An 18,914-nucleotide genomic window follows, 5' to 3' on the forward strand; every position below is an offset into this window, starting at 1 on the left:
CCGAATCTCACTCGTTGCAGACGGCTTCTATCTCTCCGGGAACAGTAGAGACAATTGGGCTCGCAATTGCCAGTTTGGCGCGCCGGTTGGACGAACGACGTTGTAATAGCCGGCTATATTTGCACTCACTGGCTGGTCGCCGAGCTTGAAGATTCGACCAAAGCCGCCACCGATCGGTACGGTCCACTGCTGACCCGGCGCCGCCAGCCAGTCCGCGGTAATAACTGGTGAGCTTGTCAGGTACCACCCGTGCGCCATGTTGTAGTTGACAAACGGCTGCGCGAGAAACTCGTTCACGGGCGGCCGCAACGGATTGCCGCCAACTGACCACTGATTGTTAACCAGTACGCCGATCACCCAATGTCCGGGCGTTACGAGGGCAACGGCGGTCGGACCGAACAACACCTTACCGGTTCCGAGAATCGGATCGGTCGCGGACGGCACCGTAAAGACGGGACCGACGCCCCAGATTAGAGAGCCAGGATGGGCGGGGGTGAAAAAGAACTGCTGAGTAATGTCCCCAATTCCATTCGTGTTGTTGTTAAAAAGCGGACTAGGTTGACTGATCACGGGCATGATGGTGCGCGAGATCACGTTCCAGTCCGCGTTGATGCGCAGCGGAATGACCGGCTGAATGTTGAGAACTTCCTGGGTGCGGTTGTACGGCCCGACGTTGAAATTCGTGTTGCTTTGGAACGGAACGCTGACCATATCGGCGATAGGGTTCTGCGATTTCTTGGCTAGGTCTTCGCCTTCGGAGCCTTCGGAGCGCACGGCAGAATGCACGGTACGTGCCGGCGCGACCGTATCGGGAAGCCCGCTCTCGAACTTATAGTTCGCACCGAACTTGACCATTTGGAGGTCGCGGTTCAGGGGGATCGCCGGGACCGTGGCCGAAGTCCAGTGTCCCAGCCCAATGTAATCGTATTCGAGCTTGATCGTCCAATGCGATTTAAAGCCGTACTCGATGCCCACGCCGCCCAGCCAGCCAGAGCTCGTGTTGGAGCCCTGCCAAGTGACGCCGGGAAAATTCAACGAGGCAGTGCTCTGCACCCAGCCACCGCCAAACTTGCCGTAGCCAAGCCAACGATCCTCGACGAGGCCGACGCGGCCTGCCACCGTTCCGATCCAATTCGGCCTCACCGAGCCGAGAGCCGGAGTCGGAAGTACGGGATGACCAAAAGTCGCCCCATCGAAATCCCCTTCCACACCAAGCAAGAGATGGCCGGCTTGAAAATTGTAGCCGGCCTGAACACCACCGATGAATTCGGTGATGCCGCCATACAAGTTGTTACCAGAAATAGGCAGGCTGCCGCTCGTCCACGAGCCACCGAGATTTGCACCGAGATAAAATCCCGACCAATTGTAGGGTGGCGGTAAAGCGGGCGGAGCCTTCACCGGCAAGTCTGCGGCACGCGCTGTGAGACTCACGCAGACTGCAAACAGACCAACGCTTGCAAGGAATGATTTCATGGAGCCTCCCCAAAAGGGGAATGATGCTGCCACTGCGAAAAAAATCTGCGTCCCAAACCCGGTCCAAAGCACCGCATCGCCGATCCCCGACGCTCGCGAGCCCGCCATCGCTCCGGCGGGGTAGAAACTCGGAAAGAATAAGCTGACGCCGCCGTCCGTCCATGCGAAATCGGCATACTTGCGTACAGCCGGAGGTTTATTGAAGGGTTGTATCCATGACGCCACAGCCCTTGCACTTTTTGCATAGTCCTCAGGGCTCCCGACAAGGAAAAGGCGACCTGGCTCGATTGATCTAGATCAATATAAGAAGGTTGTGCCGCTGCGAACGTGCCACCGCGTCAGATGTTCGATTGTCATGTTGACCAACTAAGGTGTTAAGCCGCGCTCCTCCCCGGCAGAATCGACGCTAGGAAGCTGCCGAGAGATTCCTGGGGGCGACGCTCGTAATTTTGAAACTCGTTCACTGCGAGTAGCCCATGCACGACGTTGGCGTTGCGGCAGGCGTATCTTTGTCGGATGGGCCCAGTGAGGGGGGTATGGTCTGGATTCCGGGCGGCACGTTCCGCATGGGCTCAGACCGGCACTATGCCGAAGAGGCGCCGGTCCATCGCGTCTCGGTGAGCGGCTTCTGGATGGACCGGACGCCGGTCACCAATCGCGATTTCCGCAAGTTCGTCAACGCAACAGGCTACGTGACGTCAGCGGAGACGCGGCCTGACGCAAAGGACTATCCAGGCGCACTGCCGCACATGCTCAAGGCAGGCTCGCTGGTTTTCACGCCGCCGAAGCGTCCGGTCGATTTGCGCGACTGGTCGCAATGGTGGAATTTCAAATTTGGCGCCAACTGGCGCCGGCCATATGGCCCCCGCAGTTCGATCAGCGGCCTCGACGATCATCCCGTGGTCCACATTGCCTATCGCGATGCCGAGGCCTACGCGACATGGGCTGGCAAGGACTTGCCGACCGAAGCCGAATGGGAGTTTGCCGCGCGCGGCGGCCTCGACGGCGCCGAGTTCGCCTGGGGCGACGAGCTGATGCCCGGCGGCAGGCCAATGGCTAATACCTGGCAAGGTGTTTTTCCATACCAGAATCTTACTGACGATGGTCACGCGCGCACCTCGCCGGTGATGGCGTTCCCGCCGAACGGCTACGGCCTTCATGACATGATCGGCAACATCTGGGAGTGGACCACCGATTGGTGGTCCACCAGGCATGCGCCCGACGCGGCCAAGGCGTGTTGCGTTCCTCAGGATCCACGCGGCGGGCGAGAGCAAGACAGCCACGATCCGTCTCTGCCCAAGATCAAGATTCCCCGCAAGGTTCTCAAAGGCGGCTCGCATCTCTGCGCGCCGAACTACTGCCGTCGCTATCGCCCGGCTGCGCGCCATGCGGAAGCGGTGGACACGTCCACGAGCCATGTTGGCTTTCGATGCATCATAAGGAAGGGAGCAAGTGATGAGCGACGACCAGGATAACGCCTCACGCGATATGAGCCGTCGAAATGTTTTGCTCGCGACGACAAGCCTGGCGGCGGCATCCGCATTAGGCGCCGCCGCATCGGTCGAAAAGGCACTGGCCCAGGCGCAGCAGGCACCGAGCGGCCAGCGGCCCAATATCGTCGTCATCATGGGGGACGATATCGGCATCTGGAATATCGGTGCTTACCATCGTGGCATGATGGCCGGCAGGACGCCGAACCTCGACAAGATCGCCGCAGAAGGCATGCTGTTTACCGATTATTACGCCGAGGCGAGTTGCACCGCAGGCCGCGCCAACTTCATCACCGGCGAGCTGCCGATCCGCACCGGCATGACAACGGTCGGCCAGGCCGGCGCCCCCACAGGCTTGCCGGCGGAGGCTGTGACCATTGCCACCGCGCTCCAGGGCATGGGCTATGCCACCGGCCAATTCGGCAAGAACCACCTTGGCGACAAGAACGAATTTCTGCCGACCGTGCACGGCTTCGACGAGTTCTTCGGCTATTTGTATCACCTCGACGCGATGGAAGATCCGGCTCACCCTGCCTATCCGCAGGAGCTGTTGAACAAGGTCGGCCCGCGCAACATGATCCATTCATGGGCGACCAATGTGGACGACGCCACCGTGGATCCCCGCTGGGGCAAGGTCGGTAAGCAGAGGATTGAAGACGCCGGAACGCTCTATCCCAAGCGGATGGAAACGGTGGATGATGAGATCCGAGACTTCGCCTTGTCGTTCATTGAAAGGGCCAAGGCCGATAACAAGCCGTTCTTCTTGTGGCTCAATCCGACCCGCATGCACATCGTCACGCATTTGTCGCCGAAGTACGAGGCGATGCGCAACTCCAAGAACGGCTGGTCGATTCATGAAGCCGGCATGGCGCAGCTCGACGACGATGTCGGCCTCGTCATGAAAAAACTCAAGGACATGGGCGTGGATGACAACACCATTGTCATCTTCACCACGGATAACGGCACCGAGGTCTTCACTTGGCCGGATGGCGGACAGACACCCTTCGCGCAGAGCAAAGGTACGGTCATGGAAGGCGGTTTCCGCGCGCCGGCGATGATCCGCTGGCCGGGCAAGGTGCCGGCGGGCAAGGTCGAGAACGGCATCATCTCCGGTCTGGACTGGTTCCCGACCTTGCTGGCGGCTGCCGGCAATCCGAACATTGCCGAGGAACTGAAGAAGGGCAAGCAAATCGGGGATCGCAACTACAAGTGCCATCTGGATGGCTATAATCAGATGGACATGATCACCGGCAAGGGGCCGTCGAATCGACACGAAATCTGGTACTTCGGCGAGAGCGAGCTGGGAGCCGTGCGCATCGACGACTACAAGTATCGCTTCATCGACCAGCCCGCTGGCTGGCTAGGTGCAAAAACCAAAGTTGACGTCCCCTACCTGATCAACCTCCGCCTTGATCCGTTCGAGCGAACGGGCTGGCCCGAGAGCGGGACCAAAGACGGCGCCCAACAATACTTCGACTGGTTCAAATATGAGTTCTGGCGCTTCGTGTTCGTTCAACAGGAGGTCGAGAAGCTGGCCATGACCGCGATCGAGTTTCCGCCGATGCAGAAGGGCGCGAGCTTCAACCTCGATGCCGTGAAGGCGAAAATCGAGGCCGCCAGGACGGCAATGGCAAAATGAGATTCATGATCGTGTTGGGCGGCGTCCATGCCGCCCAACACCGTCTCCTTCAGCCTTTCGATATCGCAGGTCGGTTTACCGAAATCCGCTTCCGGGAGTGGAGCGGGCCAAGAGCGGTGTTCGCCTAGAGGCGATTCCGTTGCGGCTGCATCCGACGCACCTCGCGCTCGATACTGGCGGCGACCAGCGGCGCCTTGTCGGCGGCGATGGGCGGGGAAAACACGAAGCCCTGCACCACATCGCAATCGAGCCCGCCGAGCACGTCCAGTTCGGCGGACAATTCGGCGCCCTCCGCCACGACCGTCATGCCGAGCCCGTGCGACAGGGCGATGATGCCGCCCAGCAGCTTGCGCTTCTCCGGCGCGGTGGAAATGCCGTCCACGAAGGCCCGGTCCACTTTCAGGCAGTCGAAAGGCAGGCGCGTCAGATAGCCGAGCGAGGAATAGCCCGAGCCGAAATCGTCGAGCGCCAGCCGGGCGCCGAGACCCGACAGGGCCGTCAGCGTGCGACTGATCCGCTGCTCGGTATGATCCACGAACAGGCTTTCGGTGAGCTCCAGACAGAGGAGCTTCGCCGGAAAGCCGGTCTCCGCCAGCACGGCCGCGACTGCGGTCTCGAAATCCACGCTCCAGATCTGCGCCGGCGAGACATTGACCGAGATGGAGCGCGGCGGCAGCCCGGCATCCAGCCAGGCGCGGCCCTGCCGGCAGGCCTCGCGCAGCACCCACAGGCCGAGGTCGACGATGAGGCCGGAGCTTTCGGCGATCGGAATGAACTCCGCCGGCGAGATCGGCCCGCGCTCGGGATGGGCCCAGCGCAGCAGCGCCTCGAAGCCGGAGACGCGGCCAGTCTTCAGGTCCACCTGCGGCTGGTAATGGGCCTCGAGGGCGCCGGCCTCCACCGCGTGGCGCAAATGGCGACCGAGATCGAGCCGTTCATCGACCGCCTGCGCATAGACCGGCTCGAACAGTTGCGCCCGGCCGCGCCCGGCCTCCTTGGCCATGTAGAGCGCGAGGTCCGCGTTGCGCACGGCGGTCTCCGCCGTCGCGCCGTGCTCCGGCAGGCGGGCGATGCCGATGGTGGCGCCGACCGAGGCCTCGCCCTCGGCGAGATCGACGGGGCCGGACAGTTTGCCGACGAGCCGATCGGCAAGCCCGGTCAGCGCGGCGTCGGACGTGTCGCATCCATCCGCCAGCACGGCGAATTCGTCGCCGCCGAGCCGGGCGATGAAGGCGCGCGGCCCCAAGTCCTGCCGCAACGCAGCCGCCACCTTGATCAGCAATTCGTCACCGGCGGCATGGCCGAGGGAATCATTGACCTCCTTGAAGCGATCGAGGTCGATGAGCAGCAGCGCACCAGTCCGGCCTCCCCGGGCGCAGCCTTCGGTCAGGGCGGCGAGCTGGCGCGTGAACAGCGCGCGATTGGCAAGGCCGGTCAACGGATCGCTGTAGGCGAGCTGCTCGAGCTGGCGCTCGGCTTCCTTGCGCTCGGTGACGTCCTGCACGGTGCCGATGATGCCGATGACCTTGTCGTGGGCAACCTCCGCCTTGCAGATCACAGCCAGATCGCGGGGCATACCGTCCGCGTGCAGGATGCGCAGGTCGGTGGCCTCGGTCCGGCGGGTGCGCAGCACCCGTTTCTGCACATCCCGGAAGCGGTCGGCGTCGCCGTCCAGGAAATAGGGCCTCATGTTCTCATCGGTCGGCTCGAACGTGTCGGGCAAGCCGAGAAGCTGGTAGAGTTCGGGCGCCCAGATCGTGCGGCCGCTGTCCAGCCGGAAGCTCCAGGTGCCGATCTTGCCGAGGCGGTGGGCCTCCTCCAGCGCCCGCGTGCGCTGGTCGAGCAGCGCCTTGGCCGCCCTGAGCTGGGTGATGTCGCTGGAGGTGCCGCGATAGCCGAGAAAGCTGCCGTCATCGGCGAAGATGGGCTTGCCGCTGGTGCAGATACTGACGCGCGAGCCGTCCTTGCCGATCAGCGTATAGGTGAAGTCGCGAAAAGGGCGATGGGCCTCCATATCGGCCCGGTGCCGCGCCATCGCCTCGCCGTCCTCGGGCGCATAAGTCAGCTCCCAGCGCGCCTTCCTGCCAGCGGCCACCGTCTGGAACGCCGCATTGCCGGCAAGCGATTTGGGATAGGGCAGCAGCCGATGCTCGGCGTCGCTCTCCCAGCACCAGTCCGAGGCGGTCGAGACAAAATCGGCCAGCCGTTGCTCGCTCTCCGCCAGGCGCCGCAGCGCGGAGGTCTCCTCCGTGACGTCGCGGACGATGCCGGACACGCGTCGAACCTGGCCGTCCGCGTCGAATTCCGGCTCGCCATGCACCACGCAGTCGAGCAGGCTGCCATCGAAACTGCGGAGTCTCGCGCGCACCGCATAGGGCCGCCCCTCCGCCCAGCAGGCCGCGTAATGCGCCTCCAGGAGCTTCCGGCTTTCAGGCAAATAGCGCTCACGCACCGTGGCGATGGGGATGTAGCCGTCGGCGGTGTCGAATTCGTAGAAGGCGGCGAGCTCGGGCGATATCCAGAGATCGGTCGCGGCGGCACTCTGCGACTCCCAGTAGCCCATGCGGGCCAACCGGATCGCACAGCGCAGCGATCGCTCCTCATGCCAGCGGCGACGCGCTTCCCGGGTCGGGGCCTGCCCTTGCGACAATTTGCGAGCGGCCATCGGTCCCCAACTCAACGCTAGCGTACGCAGCTAACAGGCTAGCATAGAGCGTCACAACCTTGGAGCGACGGCGGTGACGAGATGGAGCTCTTCCGCTTCTTTGGTGTAGTTTCGGTGAATTCTGCAACCGGCAGTCGGCGCCCGGCCCTAAGGCGCGACGTGATTGGGTTGAATCGTCATCGCGCTTTAGCTCTTTGTTTGAGCATGACCTTTTTGGAAAACCGCTTCGCACTTTTCCGGATCATGCATTAGCGCAGCACCGGCATCTTAACGGATCCGCACCAGCTCCAGGTCGAAGTCGCCGGTGACGGCGGTCTCGATCTGGCAGCGCGAGAGTCCGATATCGCGCAACGCCCGGTCATCGAGCTGGCGCAGCGTCTTGATCGCCTCGCGGCGCACCCAATAGGTCGCGAGCGCATCGCCCCACACTCGGAGCAATCGGAGCAATCCGCCCAATGTACTAGGCCGCGCGGGCGCTGCGGCGGCTGAGGATATCGCTGACATTGTCATCTCTCCTTCGCTGCCCATAGACAAAAGCTACGCCGTTGACGCAAATGCTGTTTCAGCGCCTGCGCCGCCGGGACCTCGGATTGCTTGCGCACTCCTCGGTGCAATCATGGGCTTGTTCCCTCTTAAATGATCCGGTACATTGCTCGGAGCAAGTAAAACATTGCTCTCGGTGCAATAATGTCGAGGTTCGAATATCTGAAGCTGGCGGATGCGGTGGCCGCCGAGATCGCCAGCGGCGCGCTGAAGGCGGGCGACCGGCTGCCGCCGCAGCGTCATTTCGCCTATGACCGCAACATCGCCGTCTCGACGGCGAGCCGGGTCTACACCGAACTGTTGCGGCGCGGGTTGGTAGTCGGTGAAGTCGGCCGCGGCACTTTCGTGTCCGGCGAGGCACGCCGCGGCATCACGGCCCCGACCGAGCCGCGCGGCGCCCGCATCGACCTTGAGTTCAACTATCCGTTGCTGCCGCACCAGGCGACGATGATCGCCAAGAGCCTCGAAGGACTGGAGCGGCCCGAGGTGCTCGAGGGCGCGCTGCGGCCGGCGACCAGCTTTGGCACGCGGGCGGCACGCACCATCTCCTCGGAATTTCTGGCGCGCAAAAGCTGGACGCCAAATCCCGACCAGATCGTGTTCACCGCCAATGGCCGGCAATGCATCGCCGCCGCGCTCGCCGCCGTGGTGCCGCCCGGCGGACGCTGCGGCGTCGAGGCGCTGACCTACCCGTTCGTCAAGGGCATCGCGGCGCGGCTCGGCATCTCGCTGGTGCCGCTCGCGATGGACGAACACGGCGTGCGACCGGATGCGGTGCAGAAGGCGCATCGCGAGGCGCACCTGTCCGCGATCTACGTCCAGCCCACGATCCAGAACCCGCTCAGCATCACCATGCCGGCCGAGCGCCGCGCCGAGCTGTTGCGCGTGGTGGAGAAGCTCGGCCTCATCGTCATCGAGGACGGCGTCTACGGATTCCTCGACGATGAGGCGCCGCTCGCCGCGCTCGCGCCCGACAGCTGCATCGTGCTCGACAGCCTGTCGAAGAAGGTCGCGCCGGGCCTCGCGCTCGGCTTCATCGTGTCGCCGCCGCGGCTGCGCGAGAGCATCATGGCCGCGGTGCGCTCGGGCGGCTGGACCGCGTCGGGCTACGCCTTCGCCGCGGGGCAGCGGCTGATGGCCGACGGCACCGCCGCCGAATTGTCACGGCTGAAACGGATCGATGCCGGCCGCCGCCAGCTTCTGGCGGCCAAGCATCTGGCCGATTTCGAAATCCAGACCAATCCGAAGTCGTATCATCTCTGGCTGACCTTGCCGCCGCATTGGCGCTCGCAGACACTGGTCGCCGCCGCGGCGCGCCGCGACATCGCGCTGACGCCGTCGACGACCTTTGCCGCCACGCCGGGGCACGCGCCCAATGCGGTGCGGCTCGCACTGGCCGCACCGCCGATGGAGCAACTCGACCTCGGCCTGCGGACACTGGCGGGAATGCTGAGCGCGACCGAAGAGGATTTTGACTCGACGGAGTGACATCGCACGTTCACTCCGAAGCAGCGCCGCAGTCCAGAATTGGATAGGAGTGGCACTCGCAGCGGCCCATTTCCAGTGAGCGCCAGGGCATCAAAAGCCACAGGCCGCATACGTCTTTCTCACGACACGAAAATGCGCGCCCTCGGCTACGAAGTCCACATCCATGCACTGGTTGCCTTTGCGATACTCCCCGATCACGCCGCACTGCAGATATTCGAGGTTTATCCGCCAGCGCTTTTCTTGCGGCGAGTAGGTCGCAAAGTCGTGCTGCGCGACCGGCGTTCCCTTGCAAATTCCGGCAACGTATCGCCGCACGTCGGGCGGCAGATTGTCGACGTGATTGTGATCAAGCGGATCATGTTTGTTGCCCACGCTGCCCTTGGAAAGAGCCGGCGGGATGCTCAGAAGCACAAGGCACAGAGCCAAAAATGGGGTCCGGATTGTCATCTGACGCTCCAGCCAAAAGCAAATCCGTCGCCGAGTTTACAGCGCGTTGCTTACAACCCGCTTACAGTCCGGCCGCGCGAACCGCTTCACCGATTGCGAACCGCCTTCGGCAGCAGCGCATCGGGCAATTGATCGAAGCTGTAGCGCCGCGGCCGATTGCGCGTGACGAAACCGCCGACCTGCCAAGTGAACAGCGCCGCAAAGCCGACCAGGAACAGCGCCCCCATCCAGTTCGAGGTCAGCAGCGCCGTCAGCAGCAATCCGATCATTGCCACCGCAAGGCAGGCCAGCAGCGTCAGCGCGGCGGTGTACGTCTTCGGTCCGAGGCCTCCGACCAGCCTGGCGTTGCTGCCCGCCGCCTGCATCCGGCGATGCAGCTCGACGATGAAGTCGCGGTAGAGATGGCCCTGCGGCGCCACCAGCGTCGCGGTCTGCCAGGTGGTCGAGAGGATCGCGATCCGCCCGCCCTTGGCGTTGTCGATGTCGGCGCGAAACCGCTGCTGCTGCATCGAGACCGGGCGATAGGACAGTTTCACCGCGGAGATGTCGGCATAGTCCCACACGCCCGACCGGCCGGCGATCCGCCACGCCAGCCCGTCCTCGGTCAGCTCGAACTGGTGCGCCGAGCCGATCAATGAGGCCTTGTAGGCATAGCGCAGCGGCGAGCCCTCGCCTGCCTCCGATCGATCCTGCAACGTTGTTGGCAAGCCGCCGTTCCACCCGTCCAAATCCATCCACGCGCTTGCGCGGGACGTCACGGCTATCCTACAAGCGAGCCATGCCTGAGACGACCTATTTTCCGCGCTACCTCATCCTCGGCGGCGCGATGATATCCGGCGTGCTGCTGGCGCTTGCCGTGCACATGCTCGGCGCGCGTTATGGGCTCGATCTCGGCGGCCTGTGGCGCTCCGACAGCCACGAGTTCATGCCGGCGGGCGCCGCGATTGCGTGGTGGCTGATCGCGACCGTCGGATTTTCGGGCGGCTACTTCACCGCCAATCTGATGCACAGCGCGGTGGCCGGCCAGATCCCGCAGCGGATGCGTAACTTCCTGATCGTCGTCGGCGTGCTGATGCTGGCCGGTGCCGGCCAGGCCGCGTCGGCGCCGAGCACGGTCTCGACCATTTCCGCCGTGCTCGCCGGCCTTGCCGCCCTGTGCCTCGGCGCAGTGATGGCGTTCTGCGGCGCCTATTTTGCCCTGCGCAAGAGCTGAGCTAGCCCTCCAACTCAGGCGACCGACCGTTCCGGCGTCCTGCGCAACATCTTGGCGACGTCGGCTGCCGGCCGCGGCGGGCTGAACAGATAGCCCTGCGCCTGCGTGCAGCCCTCCCGACGCAGCAGGTCGAACTGGGTATCGGTCTCGACCCCTTCGGCGGTCGTGACGATGCCGAGGCTCTTGCCGAGGCCGGTGACCGCGCGCACGATCGCCATCGAGTCCTCGCGTGTCGCAAGGTCGGTGACGAAGGACCGGTCGATCTTGATCTTGTCGAACGGGAAGCTGCGCAGATAGCTCAGCGAGGAATAGCCGGTGCCGAAATCGTCCAGCGAGATGCGGACGCCGAAGCCGCGCAGCTCATGCAGCACCGCGAGCGTCGCCTCGCTGTTCTGCAGCAGCACCGATTCGGTGATCTCGAGCTCAAGCCGGTCCGCCGACAGGCCCGATGCTTCCAGCGCCGCCTTCACCGACGACACCAGGTTCGGGTTCTTGAACTGCACCGGCGAGAGATTGACGGCAACCGCGACGGCCTCGGGCCAGCCCGCGGCATCCGCGCAGGCCTTGCGCAACACGATCTCGCCAAGCGGAACGATCAGCCCGGTTTCCTCGGCGACAGGAATGAAATTGTTCGGCGCGATCAGGCCACGCAGCGAATGGTTCCAGCGCGCCAGCGCCTCGAAGGCGACGATCCGATCGCCCGCGACATCGCGGATCGGCTGGTAGTAGACCTCGAACTCGTCATGCTCGAGCGCAAGCCGCAGGTCGCGCTCCAGCAGGCGGCGCGCCTGCGCACGCGCATCCATCCCGGTCTCGAAGAAGCGATAGGTACCGCGGCCGTCGGCCTTGGCGCGGTACAGCGCGAGATCGGCCTTTTGCAGCAATTCGTCGGGATCCTTGCCGTCTTCGGGCGCGAGCGAGATGCCGATGCTGACGCCGATCACGAGCTGATGGCCGCCGATCTCGTAGGGCGCAGCGATCCGCTCGACCACGAGACTTGCCAGCGACGACACGACGGACGGCTCGCAATTGCTGCAGAACTGCACGATGGCGAATTCGTCGCCGCCGAGCCGCGCCACGGTGTCGTGCTCGGTGACGCATTCGCCGAGCCGGCGCGCGACTTCGCGCAGCAGCGCGTCGCCGATCGGATGTCCGAGCGTGTCGTTGATTTCCTTGAAATGATCGAGATCGAGACAGAGCACGGCCAGCTGGTCGGAACGCTTGGCCAGTCTCGAGGCCTTCTCGAGCTGCTCGCGGAACAGCGTCCGGTTCGGCAAATTGGTCAGCGCGTCATGCCGCGCCATGTGCGAAATCTGCTCCTGTGCCTGCTGCCATTCGGTGATGTCCTCGAAGGTCGCGACCCAGCCGCCGCCCTTCATCGGCTGGTCGACGACGCGGATCGCGCGCTCGTTGCGGCTGACGATCCGCGTCGCGCTGTGGCCGGCCTTTGCCTCGGCGACGAGAGCATTGCAGAACTCCTCGGGATCGCCGTCCCACTCGCCGATGGAATGGAGGTCCTGCAGGACATCGATCAGCAGGCGTCCCTGCAGCGGTATGCGACTGCGCCCCATCATCTCGCTGTAGCGCTCGTTGAACAGCATGATGCGGCCGTCGGCATCGAACATGCACAGCCCCTGCGACATGTTCTCGAGCGCGGTATCGAGCACCACCTTCTGCTTGTGAAGTTCGGTCTTGGCGCGACGGTCGAGGATCGAGGCGATCAGCGAGAGGCCGAGGATCGCGAAGGCCGCAACGGCGGTCATGAACGAGAGCACGCGCGGCGAGACCGTAAGTCCGCCGGAAACGATGGTCGGATCCGGGACGAGCGTCACCGCGCCCATCGCGGTGAAATGATGCGAGACGATCGCGACGGTCAGAAGACCGGTCGCGGCGGCGGTGGTGCCGAAACGTTCGCCACGGGTGGCAACGACGAGCGCGAGCGCGCCGAACAGGCTTCCGAACGCGATCGACGAGGCGACGATGCCGGGCGACCAGACGATGCGCGCGGGCAGCTCCAGCCCGAGCATGCCGGTGTAATGCATCGCCGCGACACCGGCGCCGACGATCGCGCCACCGGCCGCAACCGTCTGCCAGCGTCCATCGAGCGTGGCGACGGCCAATCCGACGGCCAGGATCGCAACCGCGAGCACCAGCGACAGCAGCGTGATGGGAATGTTGTACCCGGCCTCGATGCCGGGATCGTACGCCAGCATGGCAACGAAATGGGTGGCCCAGATACCGCAACCGCCGACCGCCGCATCGAGGCCGATCCAGATCTCGCGGGCCCGCCCCTGCGCAGCGCGGGCACGGTGAAACAGGCTGATCGCGACGGCGCTGGCGAGCAGGCAGATCACCCCGCCGAGGGCGACCAACCGCCAGTCATGTTCCAAAGTGAGACAGGTCAGAACGCGATACATATAGGCCCCCTTTATGGACCTATAAGAACAGACGCATTCGTGTAGGAACGGTAACCGCACCGCAGCAAGGTTCCACGCATGGTCAAGAAGCCTTGAATGCAGGCGATCGGGTCAGGGCAACGCGGAGATGCCTCGCTGCGGTTCGTCTCAGCGCCGAGCCTGTGACCATGCGCCGATCCAGATCAGCGCAGCCGCCGCCAGCAACACGCCGGCGGAGATGACGAGGGCCGCATGCAGGCCGGTGATGAAGGCCGCGGACCGGCTGACCATCGAGCCGAACAGCGCGACACCGAGCACGCTGCCGGTCTGCCGGGTCGCGTTCAACACCCCGGCCGCGATGCCGGCATGCTGCGGCTCGGCGCTGCCGAGCAGCGCCGATGTCAGGGGCGGCACCAGCAGGCCGAGGCCGCCGCTCATGCCCAGCAATTGCAGGCAGATCGCGAGGTAGCTGGTGCCGGGGCCGATGAACAGCAGCGCAAGACATCCGGTGGCGGAGAGAGCGGCGCCGAGCGCGATTGTCGCCGGCGCGCCGATCCGCTCCGCGACATGCGGTGCGATCAGGTTGGCGGGCAGCACGGCGCCGAGCATCGGCACGAACGCGAGGCCAGTGGCGAACGCCGACAGCCCGTTGACCTGCTGGAAGTAGAGGCTGAGCACGAAGATCAGGCCGTAGAACGCGACATTGACCAGGAGGCCGACCAGCGAGGTCAGGGCAAACATCCGGTGGCGGAACAGCGAGAGCGGCAGCATCGGCTGCGGCGCGCGCGACTCACGCCAGACGAACAGCACGGAGAAGACGGCGGCGAGAGCGAAGCCTGCGATCACGAACGGGTTGCCCCAGCCGAGCGTGCCGCCTTCGATCAGCGCGCCGGCCAACGTGCCGAGCGCGGCGATCGCCGCGACCTGCCCCGGCAGATCGAGCCGGTGTTGCTGATGACGCGTGGTTTCGCTGGCAAAGCGCCAGGCGAGCCACAAGCCGGCGAGGCCGATCGGCAGGTTGACCAGAAAGATCGCGCGCCAGCCGACCAGCGCGATCAGTCCGCCGCCGACGAACGGGCCGGCGGTCAGCGCAAGGCTCGCGCCCGCGGCCCAGACACCGACCGCCCGTCCCCGCGCCTTCTCGTCTTCATAGGCATGGCGGAGCAGCGCCAGCGAGTTCGGCACCAGGATGGCGGCGGCCAGCCCCTGAACGCAGCGGGCGGCGATCAGCGTCGTCGCATCAGGCGCGACCGCGCAGGCAACCGATGCCGCGGTGAAGATCGCAAACCCGGCCATGAAGATGCGCTTGGCGCCGATCCGGTCGCCGAGCGCGCCCGCGGTCAGGATGAAGGCCGCAAAGGCGATCGTGTAGGCGCTGACCACCCATTGCAGTTCGGCAACGCCGCCGCCGAGCGAGGCGCCGATCGCGTTGAGCGCCGTGTTGACGATGGTGACGTCGAGCTGCACGACGCCATAGCCGAGACTCATCGCGGCGAGCGTCAACGTCGCCGCGAGCCCGCTCGTTTGCCGATGCGATGCAGCGCGGCGGTCCGGCATGTGCCGGACGTTCAGGGAGGTCTGTTGCATGGTCTTGTCCTTGCTCTCGGCAACCAATGCGAGACATAGGCCTTCGTTTCGCCGCAACACTTCGCCACGGATCGAAGTGTGAAATCGCGTGCCTGGCCGATCTGTCCGACGGCGGCCCGCTTGCGCGGCGTTTTGCCTCAATAGACCTACGGACCGCCCTCGCGCGGCTCACCGGCCCGAGCGCAGGGCGGATCATGCGCATGCGCGCGCCGACTTCACACTTTGGTAAACTCACAGCCGGCTCAGCCGTCCCCATGCTGACGCATATCGTCCATTCGCTTCGCGCCAATGAACCCGCATCGACGCCGGGACGGCCGCAAAATCGGCAAAAAAGCCGGCGAAACCGCCTGAAACGGCGGAACATGCAGTGGCCCCATCGCGGTCCTGCGACTCACATTTCGCAGAGCGAGAACATATGTAGCCAATATGACAATGACGCTGGACGAGGGCCGAAGGTTGGCTTGTCAAGGGCTGCACAACGCATCGGTTTTGCCTTATGGGTCATCGCGTACGGTGCGTTTGCCCGTCCCCCGTCGCCGTCCGTGATCGGGTCCCACTGAAATTTGCCGCCCCGCCGGGAGGATGAATGCTTCGGCTGCTGACCACGCTCGGGCGTGGTTTCAAGGAAAAGATCGGCTGGAAACGGCTCGGGATCGCCGCGAGTGTGTTGATCATCGCGTTCGCGATCACGTCGCTTGTTCACACTCTGAAGGGCGTCGATACCGGCATCATTCTCTCCGCGCTCACCAACATCGCGCCGCACCGGATCGCGCTGGCGGCGCTCTGCGTGGTCGGGGCGTTCTGCACGCTGACCTTCTACGACTTCTTCGCGCTGCGCACGATCGGCAAGATCCATGTCCCCTACCGCATCGCAGCGCTGTCGAGCTTCACGAGCTACACGATCGGCCACAATATCGGCGCCACGGTTTTCACCGGCGGCGCGATCCGCTTCCGGATCTATTCCGATTATGGCCTCTCCGCGATCGACGTCGCCAAGATCTGCTTTCTGTCGGGCCTGACCTTCTGGCTCGGCAATTTGTTCGTGCTCGGCTTCGGCATGGCCTGGCACCCGGCGGCGGCGTCGGCGATGGACCTGCTGCCGCCGGCGATGAACCGGCTGATCGCGCTCGGCTGCCTTGCCGGCATCGGCGCCTATTTCGTCTGGCTCCTGACCGGCGAGAAGCGCCGCGAGCTCGGCCAGAACGGCTGGAAGGTGGTGCTGCCCTCGGCCAAGCTGACGCTGTTGCAGATCCTGATCGGCGTGGTTGATCTCGGTTTCTGCGCGCTCGCAATGTACCTGCTGATGCCGACCGAGCCGCATATCGACTTCGTCTCGCTGGCGGTCGTGTTCATCCTGGCGACGCTGCTCGGCTTCGCCAGCCACGCCCCCGGCTCGATCGGCGTGTTCGATGCCGCGATGCTGGTGGCGCTGCCGGAGTTCAGCAAGGAACAATTGCTGGCGACGCTGGTCGTGTTCCGCATCCTCTACTTCCTGATCCCGTTCGGGATTTCGATCTCGATCATGGGCATGCGCGAGCTCTGGCTCAACGTGGTGCAGCCCTGGCAAGAGCGGAAACGACTAAGCCAAGCCTGCACGGCTTCGGCGACCGTGCGGCAACCGATCGAAAGCCGGCAGCAGCGGGTCAGGCAGCTGAAACGGTAACGGACAACGTTATCGGCCCCCTGTGCGGGCCCCTCGACCCCGGATTTTCGATCCTCGCGGCCGCTTCTCTTATTTTCGCCGTACCGCTCGCGTCAAACCGCGCCATGATTGGCTTTTTGGTTCGATTTTCGTTTCGGGTGACGGTCTGCAGCGTGCTGCTCGGCAGCGCGCTGGCCGCGGTGTTCGCATCGGCCGCGGACGCGCAGGACAACCAGCTGCAGATCTCCTGGGAGGTCCGCAACCGCTTCCGCCTGTTCCGCGAGGAACGCGACTTCCGCCTGCATGTCGAAAGCGGGCTTGGCCGCACCGTGCTGGCCTCGGAACAGACGCTGGAACTGCAAAGCGACGGCCGCGGCTGGGCGCGCAACACCGTGAACCGGCTCTGCATCGACCTGCAGGGCCGCGTCAGCGAGCCCTGCACGCGCGACAACGTCAAGGAAAGCTATCTGACGCCGATCGATCATCCGATCGTCGTGCGGCTCACCGGCCCGGTTCCGGTCGGCGCGACCTGTGCCTGGTCGTTCGACGACGGCGACGGGCCGCAATCCTCGACATTCGATTGCGCCGAGCCGATCAACCTGCGCGTCCGCTACGGCCGCACCACGGTCGCGACCGTCGACGTCGCAAGCGGCTCGGACGCCAACCAGCGTGTGGCGACGCAGATCGAGGTGCGCGACCTGCTGATCGCGGGCCTCGGCGACAGCATCGCATCCGGCGAGGGCAATCCCGACCGCGCGATTGCGCTCTCCGACGAGGGCTTCTGCTTCCGCTCCTATCTCGGCGGGGCGCAATATTACCGGCCGAGCCGCGCCGGCTACAAAGGCGGCCGCGCCTGCGAAGCACCGGACACCCTGACCAACTGGCAACGCCAGAGCGCGCTCTGGCTCAACTCGGCCTGTCACCGGTCGCTGTACAGCTACCAGACCCGCACCGCGCTCGCGCTCGCCGTGCAATATCCGCACATCGCGGTGACCTATCTGCCGCTGGCCTGCACCGGCGCCAGCATCGCCGACGGCCTGCTCGGCTCGCAGCAGGCGCGGGAATGCCTGCCGACGAAGACAGCCAACACCTGCTCGGGCACCGTCAACGGCCAGATCGCGGAGCTGCGCACGGCACTCGCCGCCGCCAAGCGCCGTCAGCCCGACCGCACCCTCGACCTCGTGCTGCTGTCGATCGGCGCCAACGACATCTACTTCTCCGGCCTCGTCGCCAACGTGATCGTCGACACGCCGACCGAGCGCACGCTGTTCAGCCGCGGCGGCTCGATGGCCAGCGTCGACGATGCCCGTTCGGCGCTGGCGCGCGACCTGCCGGCCGATTTTGCCAAGCTGCGCGACGCGCTGAAGCCGCTGGTCGGCGGCGATCTCTCGCACGTGATCTACACGGCCTATGCCAATCCGGCGCTGGCCAATGGCGGCGCGCCCTGCCCCGGCGGCCGCGCCGGCTTCGAGATCCATCCCTCGTTCAACGCGGATCCCAACCGCCTCGCGTCGGTCTCGAGCTTCGTGCAGAACGAGTTCCTGCCGCAGCTCAAGGCGATCGCGCAGTGCCAGTCCGGCATCATCTGCCGCAATCCGCAGGCCGACCGCATGACCTTCGTCGATGCGCATCAGGACGCGTTTGCGAGCCATGGCTTCTGCGCACGTGCGTCGACCGATCCGGAATTCGACCGCGACTGCTTTGCCGCCAATGGCGACAGCTTCGTGTCGGACATTGTCGCCGCCGCCAACCAGCCGCTCAAATGCGGCCGCAGCGCCGGCGAATACCGCGCCTACCTGCCGCGCGCGCGCTGGATCCGCGACGCCAATGACAGCTACTTCACGGCGATGACCTACCCGCAGGGCCTGCCGTCCTCGATGCAGCCAAGCGACATCCACGACGCGACATGGGGCATCCTGTCGGCGGTGTATGGCGGCGCGGTGCATCCGAGCGCCGAAGGCCATGCGGCGATGGCCGATGCCGCGGTCCCCGCGGCCGCCACCGTGCTGCAGTTGAACACCGCTGTGCCCGAGGTGATTACCGAGCCGGTCGCGCCACTGCCGATGCCGATTGCACCGACGGGACAGCGCTGAACGCTCACGCTGCCACGCAAGAGCGGAGCATGAGCGCGCACAGATCGGAGCGTTAGCCAGAGAGAAGTGCTAAAGCATGATCCGGAAAAGTGCGAAGCGGTTTTCCGAAAAGATCATGCTCAAACAAAGAACTAAAGCGCGATGACGATTCAACCCAATCCCATCGCGCCTTAGTCTTACTGAGTCAGAAAGCCGCGATCTGGAGGGTTGAGAATCGCATATTAAGGGAGATTCAACG

At 64.7% G+C, this 18,914-nt stretch carries 13 protein-coding genes; 6 read left to right on the forward strand and 7 right to left on the reverse strand.

The window, feature by feature from the left end:
* Window positions 1–27: 27 nt before the first annotated feature.
* Entirely contained in the window at window positions 28–1,473 is a 1,446-nt protein-coding gene (locus tag Q2M23_RS25435; RefSeq protein ID WP_316397422.1) for a porin family protein, read from the reverse strand.
* Between the two features lie 536 nt (window positions 1,474–2,009).
* On the opposite strand from Q2M23_RS25435, the gene Q2M23_RS25440 reads away from it, so the two are divergent.
* Both Q2M23_RS25440 and Q2M23_RS25445 read left to right on the forward strand, forming a co-directional pair.
* Complete coding sequence (locus Q2M23_RS25440) at window positions 2,010–2,948, forward strand: formylglycine-generating enzyme family protein (protein ID WP_316397424.1); 939 nt, start codon at window positions 2,010–2,012, stop codon at window positions 2,946–2,948.
* Window positions 2,949–2,961: 13 nt separating this feature from the next.
* Window positions 2,962–4,602 (forward strand): arylsulfatase, encoded by a 1,641-nt coding sequence (locus Q2M23_RS25445; RefSeq protein WP_410469764.1) that lies wholly within the window; start codon window positions 2,962–2,964, stop codon window positions 4,600–4,602.
* A 124-nt stretch (window positions 4,603–4,726) separates the two neighbouring features.
* Here Q2M23_RS25445 and Q2M23_RS25450 read toward each other — a convergent pair whose 3' ends face one another.
* The gene (locus Q2M23_RS25450; protein ID WP_316397427.1) at window positions 4,727–7,267 is read right to left on the reverse strand and encodes an EAL domain-containing protein; all 2,541 of its coding nucleotides are present in this window, start codon (window positions 7,265–7,267) and stop codon (window positions 4,727–4,729) included.
* A 267-nt stretch (window positions 7,268–7,534) separates the two neighbouring features.
* Window positions 7,535–7,771 (reverse strand): DUF1127 domain-containing protein, encoded by a 237-nt coding sequence (locus tag Q2M23_RS25455; RefSeq protein WP_057016744.1) that lies wholly within the window; start codon window positions 7,769–7,771, stop codon window positions 7,535–7,537.
* A gap of 183 nt (window positions 7,772–7,954) precedes the next feature.
* Between Q2M23_RS25455 and Q2M23_RS25460 the strand changes: the two genes are divergently transcribed.
* The gene (locus tag Q2M23_RS25460; RefSeq protein ID WP_229159674.1) at window positions 7,955–9,298 is read left to right on the forward strand and encodes a PLP-dependent aminotransferase family protein; all 1,344 of its coding nucleotides are present in this window, start codon (window positions 7,955–7,957) and stop codon (window positions 9,296–9,298) included.
* 90 nt (window positions 9,299–9,388) lie between these two features.
* On the opposite strand, the gene Q2M23_RS25465 is transcribed toward Q2M23_RS25460, so the two are convergent.
* A complete protein-coding gene (locus Q2M23_RS25465) occupies window positions 9,389–9,745 on the reverse strand; it encodes a hypothetical protein (RefSeq protein ID WP_316397430.1) in 357 nt (118 codons plus the stop codon).
* Window positions 9,746–9,831: 86 nt separating this feature from the next.
* Window positions 9,832–10,479: a hypothetical protein gene (locus Q2M23_RS25470; protein WP_410469762.1), complete on the reverse strand. Its 648-nt coding sequence runs from the start codon at window positions 10,477–10,479 to the stop codon at window positions 9,832–9,834.
* Between the two features lie 44 nt (window positions 10,480–10,523).
* Here Q2M23_RS25470 and Q2M23_RS25475 point away from each other — a divergent pair, with 44 nt between their 5' ends.
* Window positions 10,524–10,958 carry a hypothetical protein gene (locus Q2M23_RS25475; protein ID WP_016840859.1) on the forward strand — a complete coding sequence of 145 codons (435 nt, stop codon included), beginning with the start codon at window positions 10,524–10,526 and terminating at the stop codon, window positions 10,956–10,958.
* A gap of 14 nt (window positions 10,959–10,972) precedes the next feature.
* On the opposite strand, the gene Q2M23_RS25480 is transcribed toward Q2M23_RS25475, so the two are convergent.
* Both Q2M23_RS25480 and Q2M23_RS25485 read right to left on the reverse strand, forming a co-directional pair.
* Window positions 10,973–13,375, reverse strand: a complete 2,403-nt coding sequence (locus Q2M23_RS25480; protein ID WP_316397432.1) for an EAL domain-containing protein — start codon at window positions 13,373–13,375, stop codon at window positions 10,973–10,975.
* Window positions 13,376–13,522: 147 nt separating this feature from the next.
* Complete coding sequence (locus tag Q2M23_RS25485) at window positions 13,523–14,941, reverse strand: MFS transporter (RefSeq protein WP_410469763.1); 1,419 nt, start codon at window positions 14,939–14,941, stop codon at window positions 13,523–13,525.
* 586 nt (window positions 14,942–15,527) lie between these two features.
* Here Q2M23_RS25485 and Q2M23_RS25490 point away from each other — a divergent pair.
* Window positions 15,528–16,604, forward strand: a complete 1,077-nt coding sequence (locus tag Q2M23_RS25490; RefSeq protein WP_316397433.1) for a YbhN family protein — start codon at window positions 15,528–15,530, stop codon at window positions 16,602–16,604.
* Between the two features lie 104 nt (window positions 16,605–16,708).
* The gene (locus Q2M23_RS25495) at window positions 16,709–18,676 is read left to right on the forward strand and encodes a hypothetical protein (RefSeq protein ID WP_375166471.1); all 1,968 of its coding nucleotides are present in this window, start codon (window positions 16,709–16,711) and stop codon (window positions 18,674–18,676) included.
* Window positions 18,677–18,914: the final 238 nt, after the last annotated feature.

This window comes from Bradyrhizobium sp. 33ap4, from assembly GCF_032654765.1.
GTDB lineage: Bacteria > Pseudomonadota > Alphaproteobacteria > Rhizobiales > Xanthobacteraceae > Bradyrhizobium > Bradyrhizobium australafricanum.

Bases quoted from the DNA above. Each gene is read 5' to 3' on its own strand.
- Q2M23_RS25435 (WP_316397422.1), bottom strand. From the start codon at position 1,473: ATGAAATCATTCCTTGCAAGCGTTGGTCTGTTTGCAGTCTGCGTGAGT.
- Q2M23_RS25440 (WP_316397424.1), top strand. From the start codon at position 2,010: ATGGTCTGGATTCCGGGCGGCACGTTCCGCATGGGCTCAGACCGGCAC.
- Q2M23_RS25445 (WP_410469764.1), top strand. From the start codon at position 2,962: ATGAGCCGTCGAAATGTTTTGCTCGCGACGACAAGCCTGGCGGCGGCA.
- Q2M23_RS25450 (WP_316397427.1), bottom strand. From the start codon at position 7,267: ATGGCCGCTCGCAAATTGTCGCAAGGGCAGGCCCCGACCCGGGAAGCG.
- Q2M23_RS25455 (WP_057016744.1), bottom strand. From the start codon at position 7,771: ATGTCAGCGATATCCTCAGCCGCCGCAGCGCCCGCGCGGCCTAGTACA.
- Q2M23_RS25460 (WP_229159674.1), top strand. From the start codon at position 7,955: ATGTCGAGGTTCGAATATCTGAAGCTGGCGGATGCGGTGGCCGCCGAG.
- Q2M23_RS25465 (WP_316397430.1), bottom strand. From the start codon at position 9,745: ATGACAATCCGGACCCCATTTTTGGCTCTGTGCCTTGTGCTTCTGAGC.
- Q2M23_RS25470 (WP_410469762.1), bottom strand. From the start codon at position 10,479: ATGGATTTGGACGGGTGGAACGGCGGCTTGCCAACAACGTTGCAGGAT.
- Q2M23_RS25475 (WP_016840859.1), top strand. From the start codon at position 10,524: ATGCCTGAGACGACCTATTTTCCGCGCTACCTCATCCTCGGCGGCGCG.
- Q2M23_RS25480 (WP_316397432.1), bottom strand. From the start codon at position 13,375: ATGTATCGCGTTCTGACCTGTCTCACTTTGGAACATGACTGGCGGTTG.
- Q2M23_RS25485 (WP_410469763.1), bottom strand. From the start codon at position 14,941: ATGCAACAGACCTCCCTGAACGTCCGGCACATGCCGGACCGCCGCGCT.
- Q2M23_RS25490 (WP_316397433.1), top strand. From the start codon at position 15,528: ATGCTTCGGCTGCTGACCACGCTCGGGCGTGGTTTCAAGGAAAAGATC.
- Q2M23_RS25495 (WP_375166471.1), top strand. From the start codon at position 16,709: ATGATTGGCTTTTTGGTTCGATTTTCGTTTCGGGTGACGGTCTGCAGC.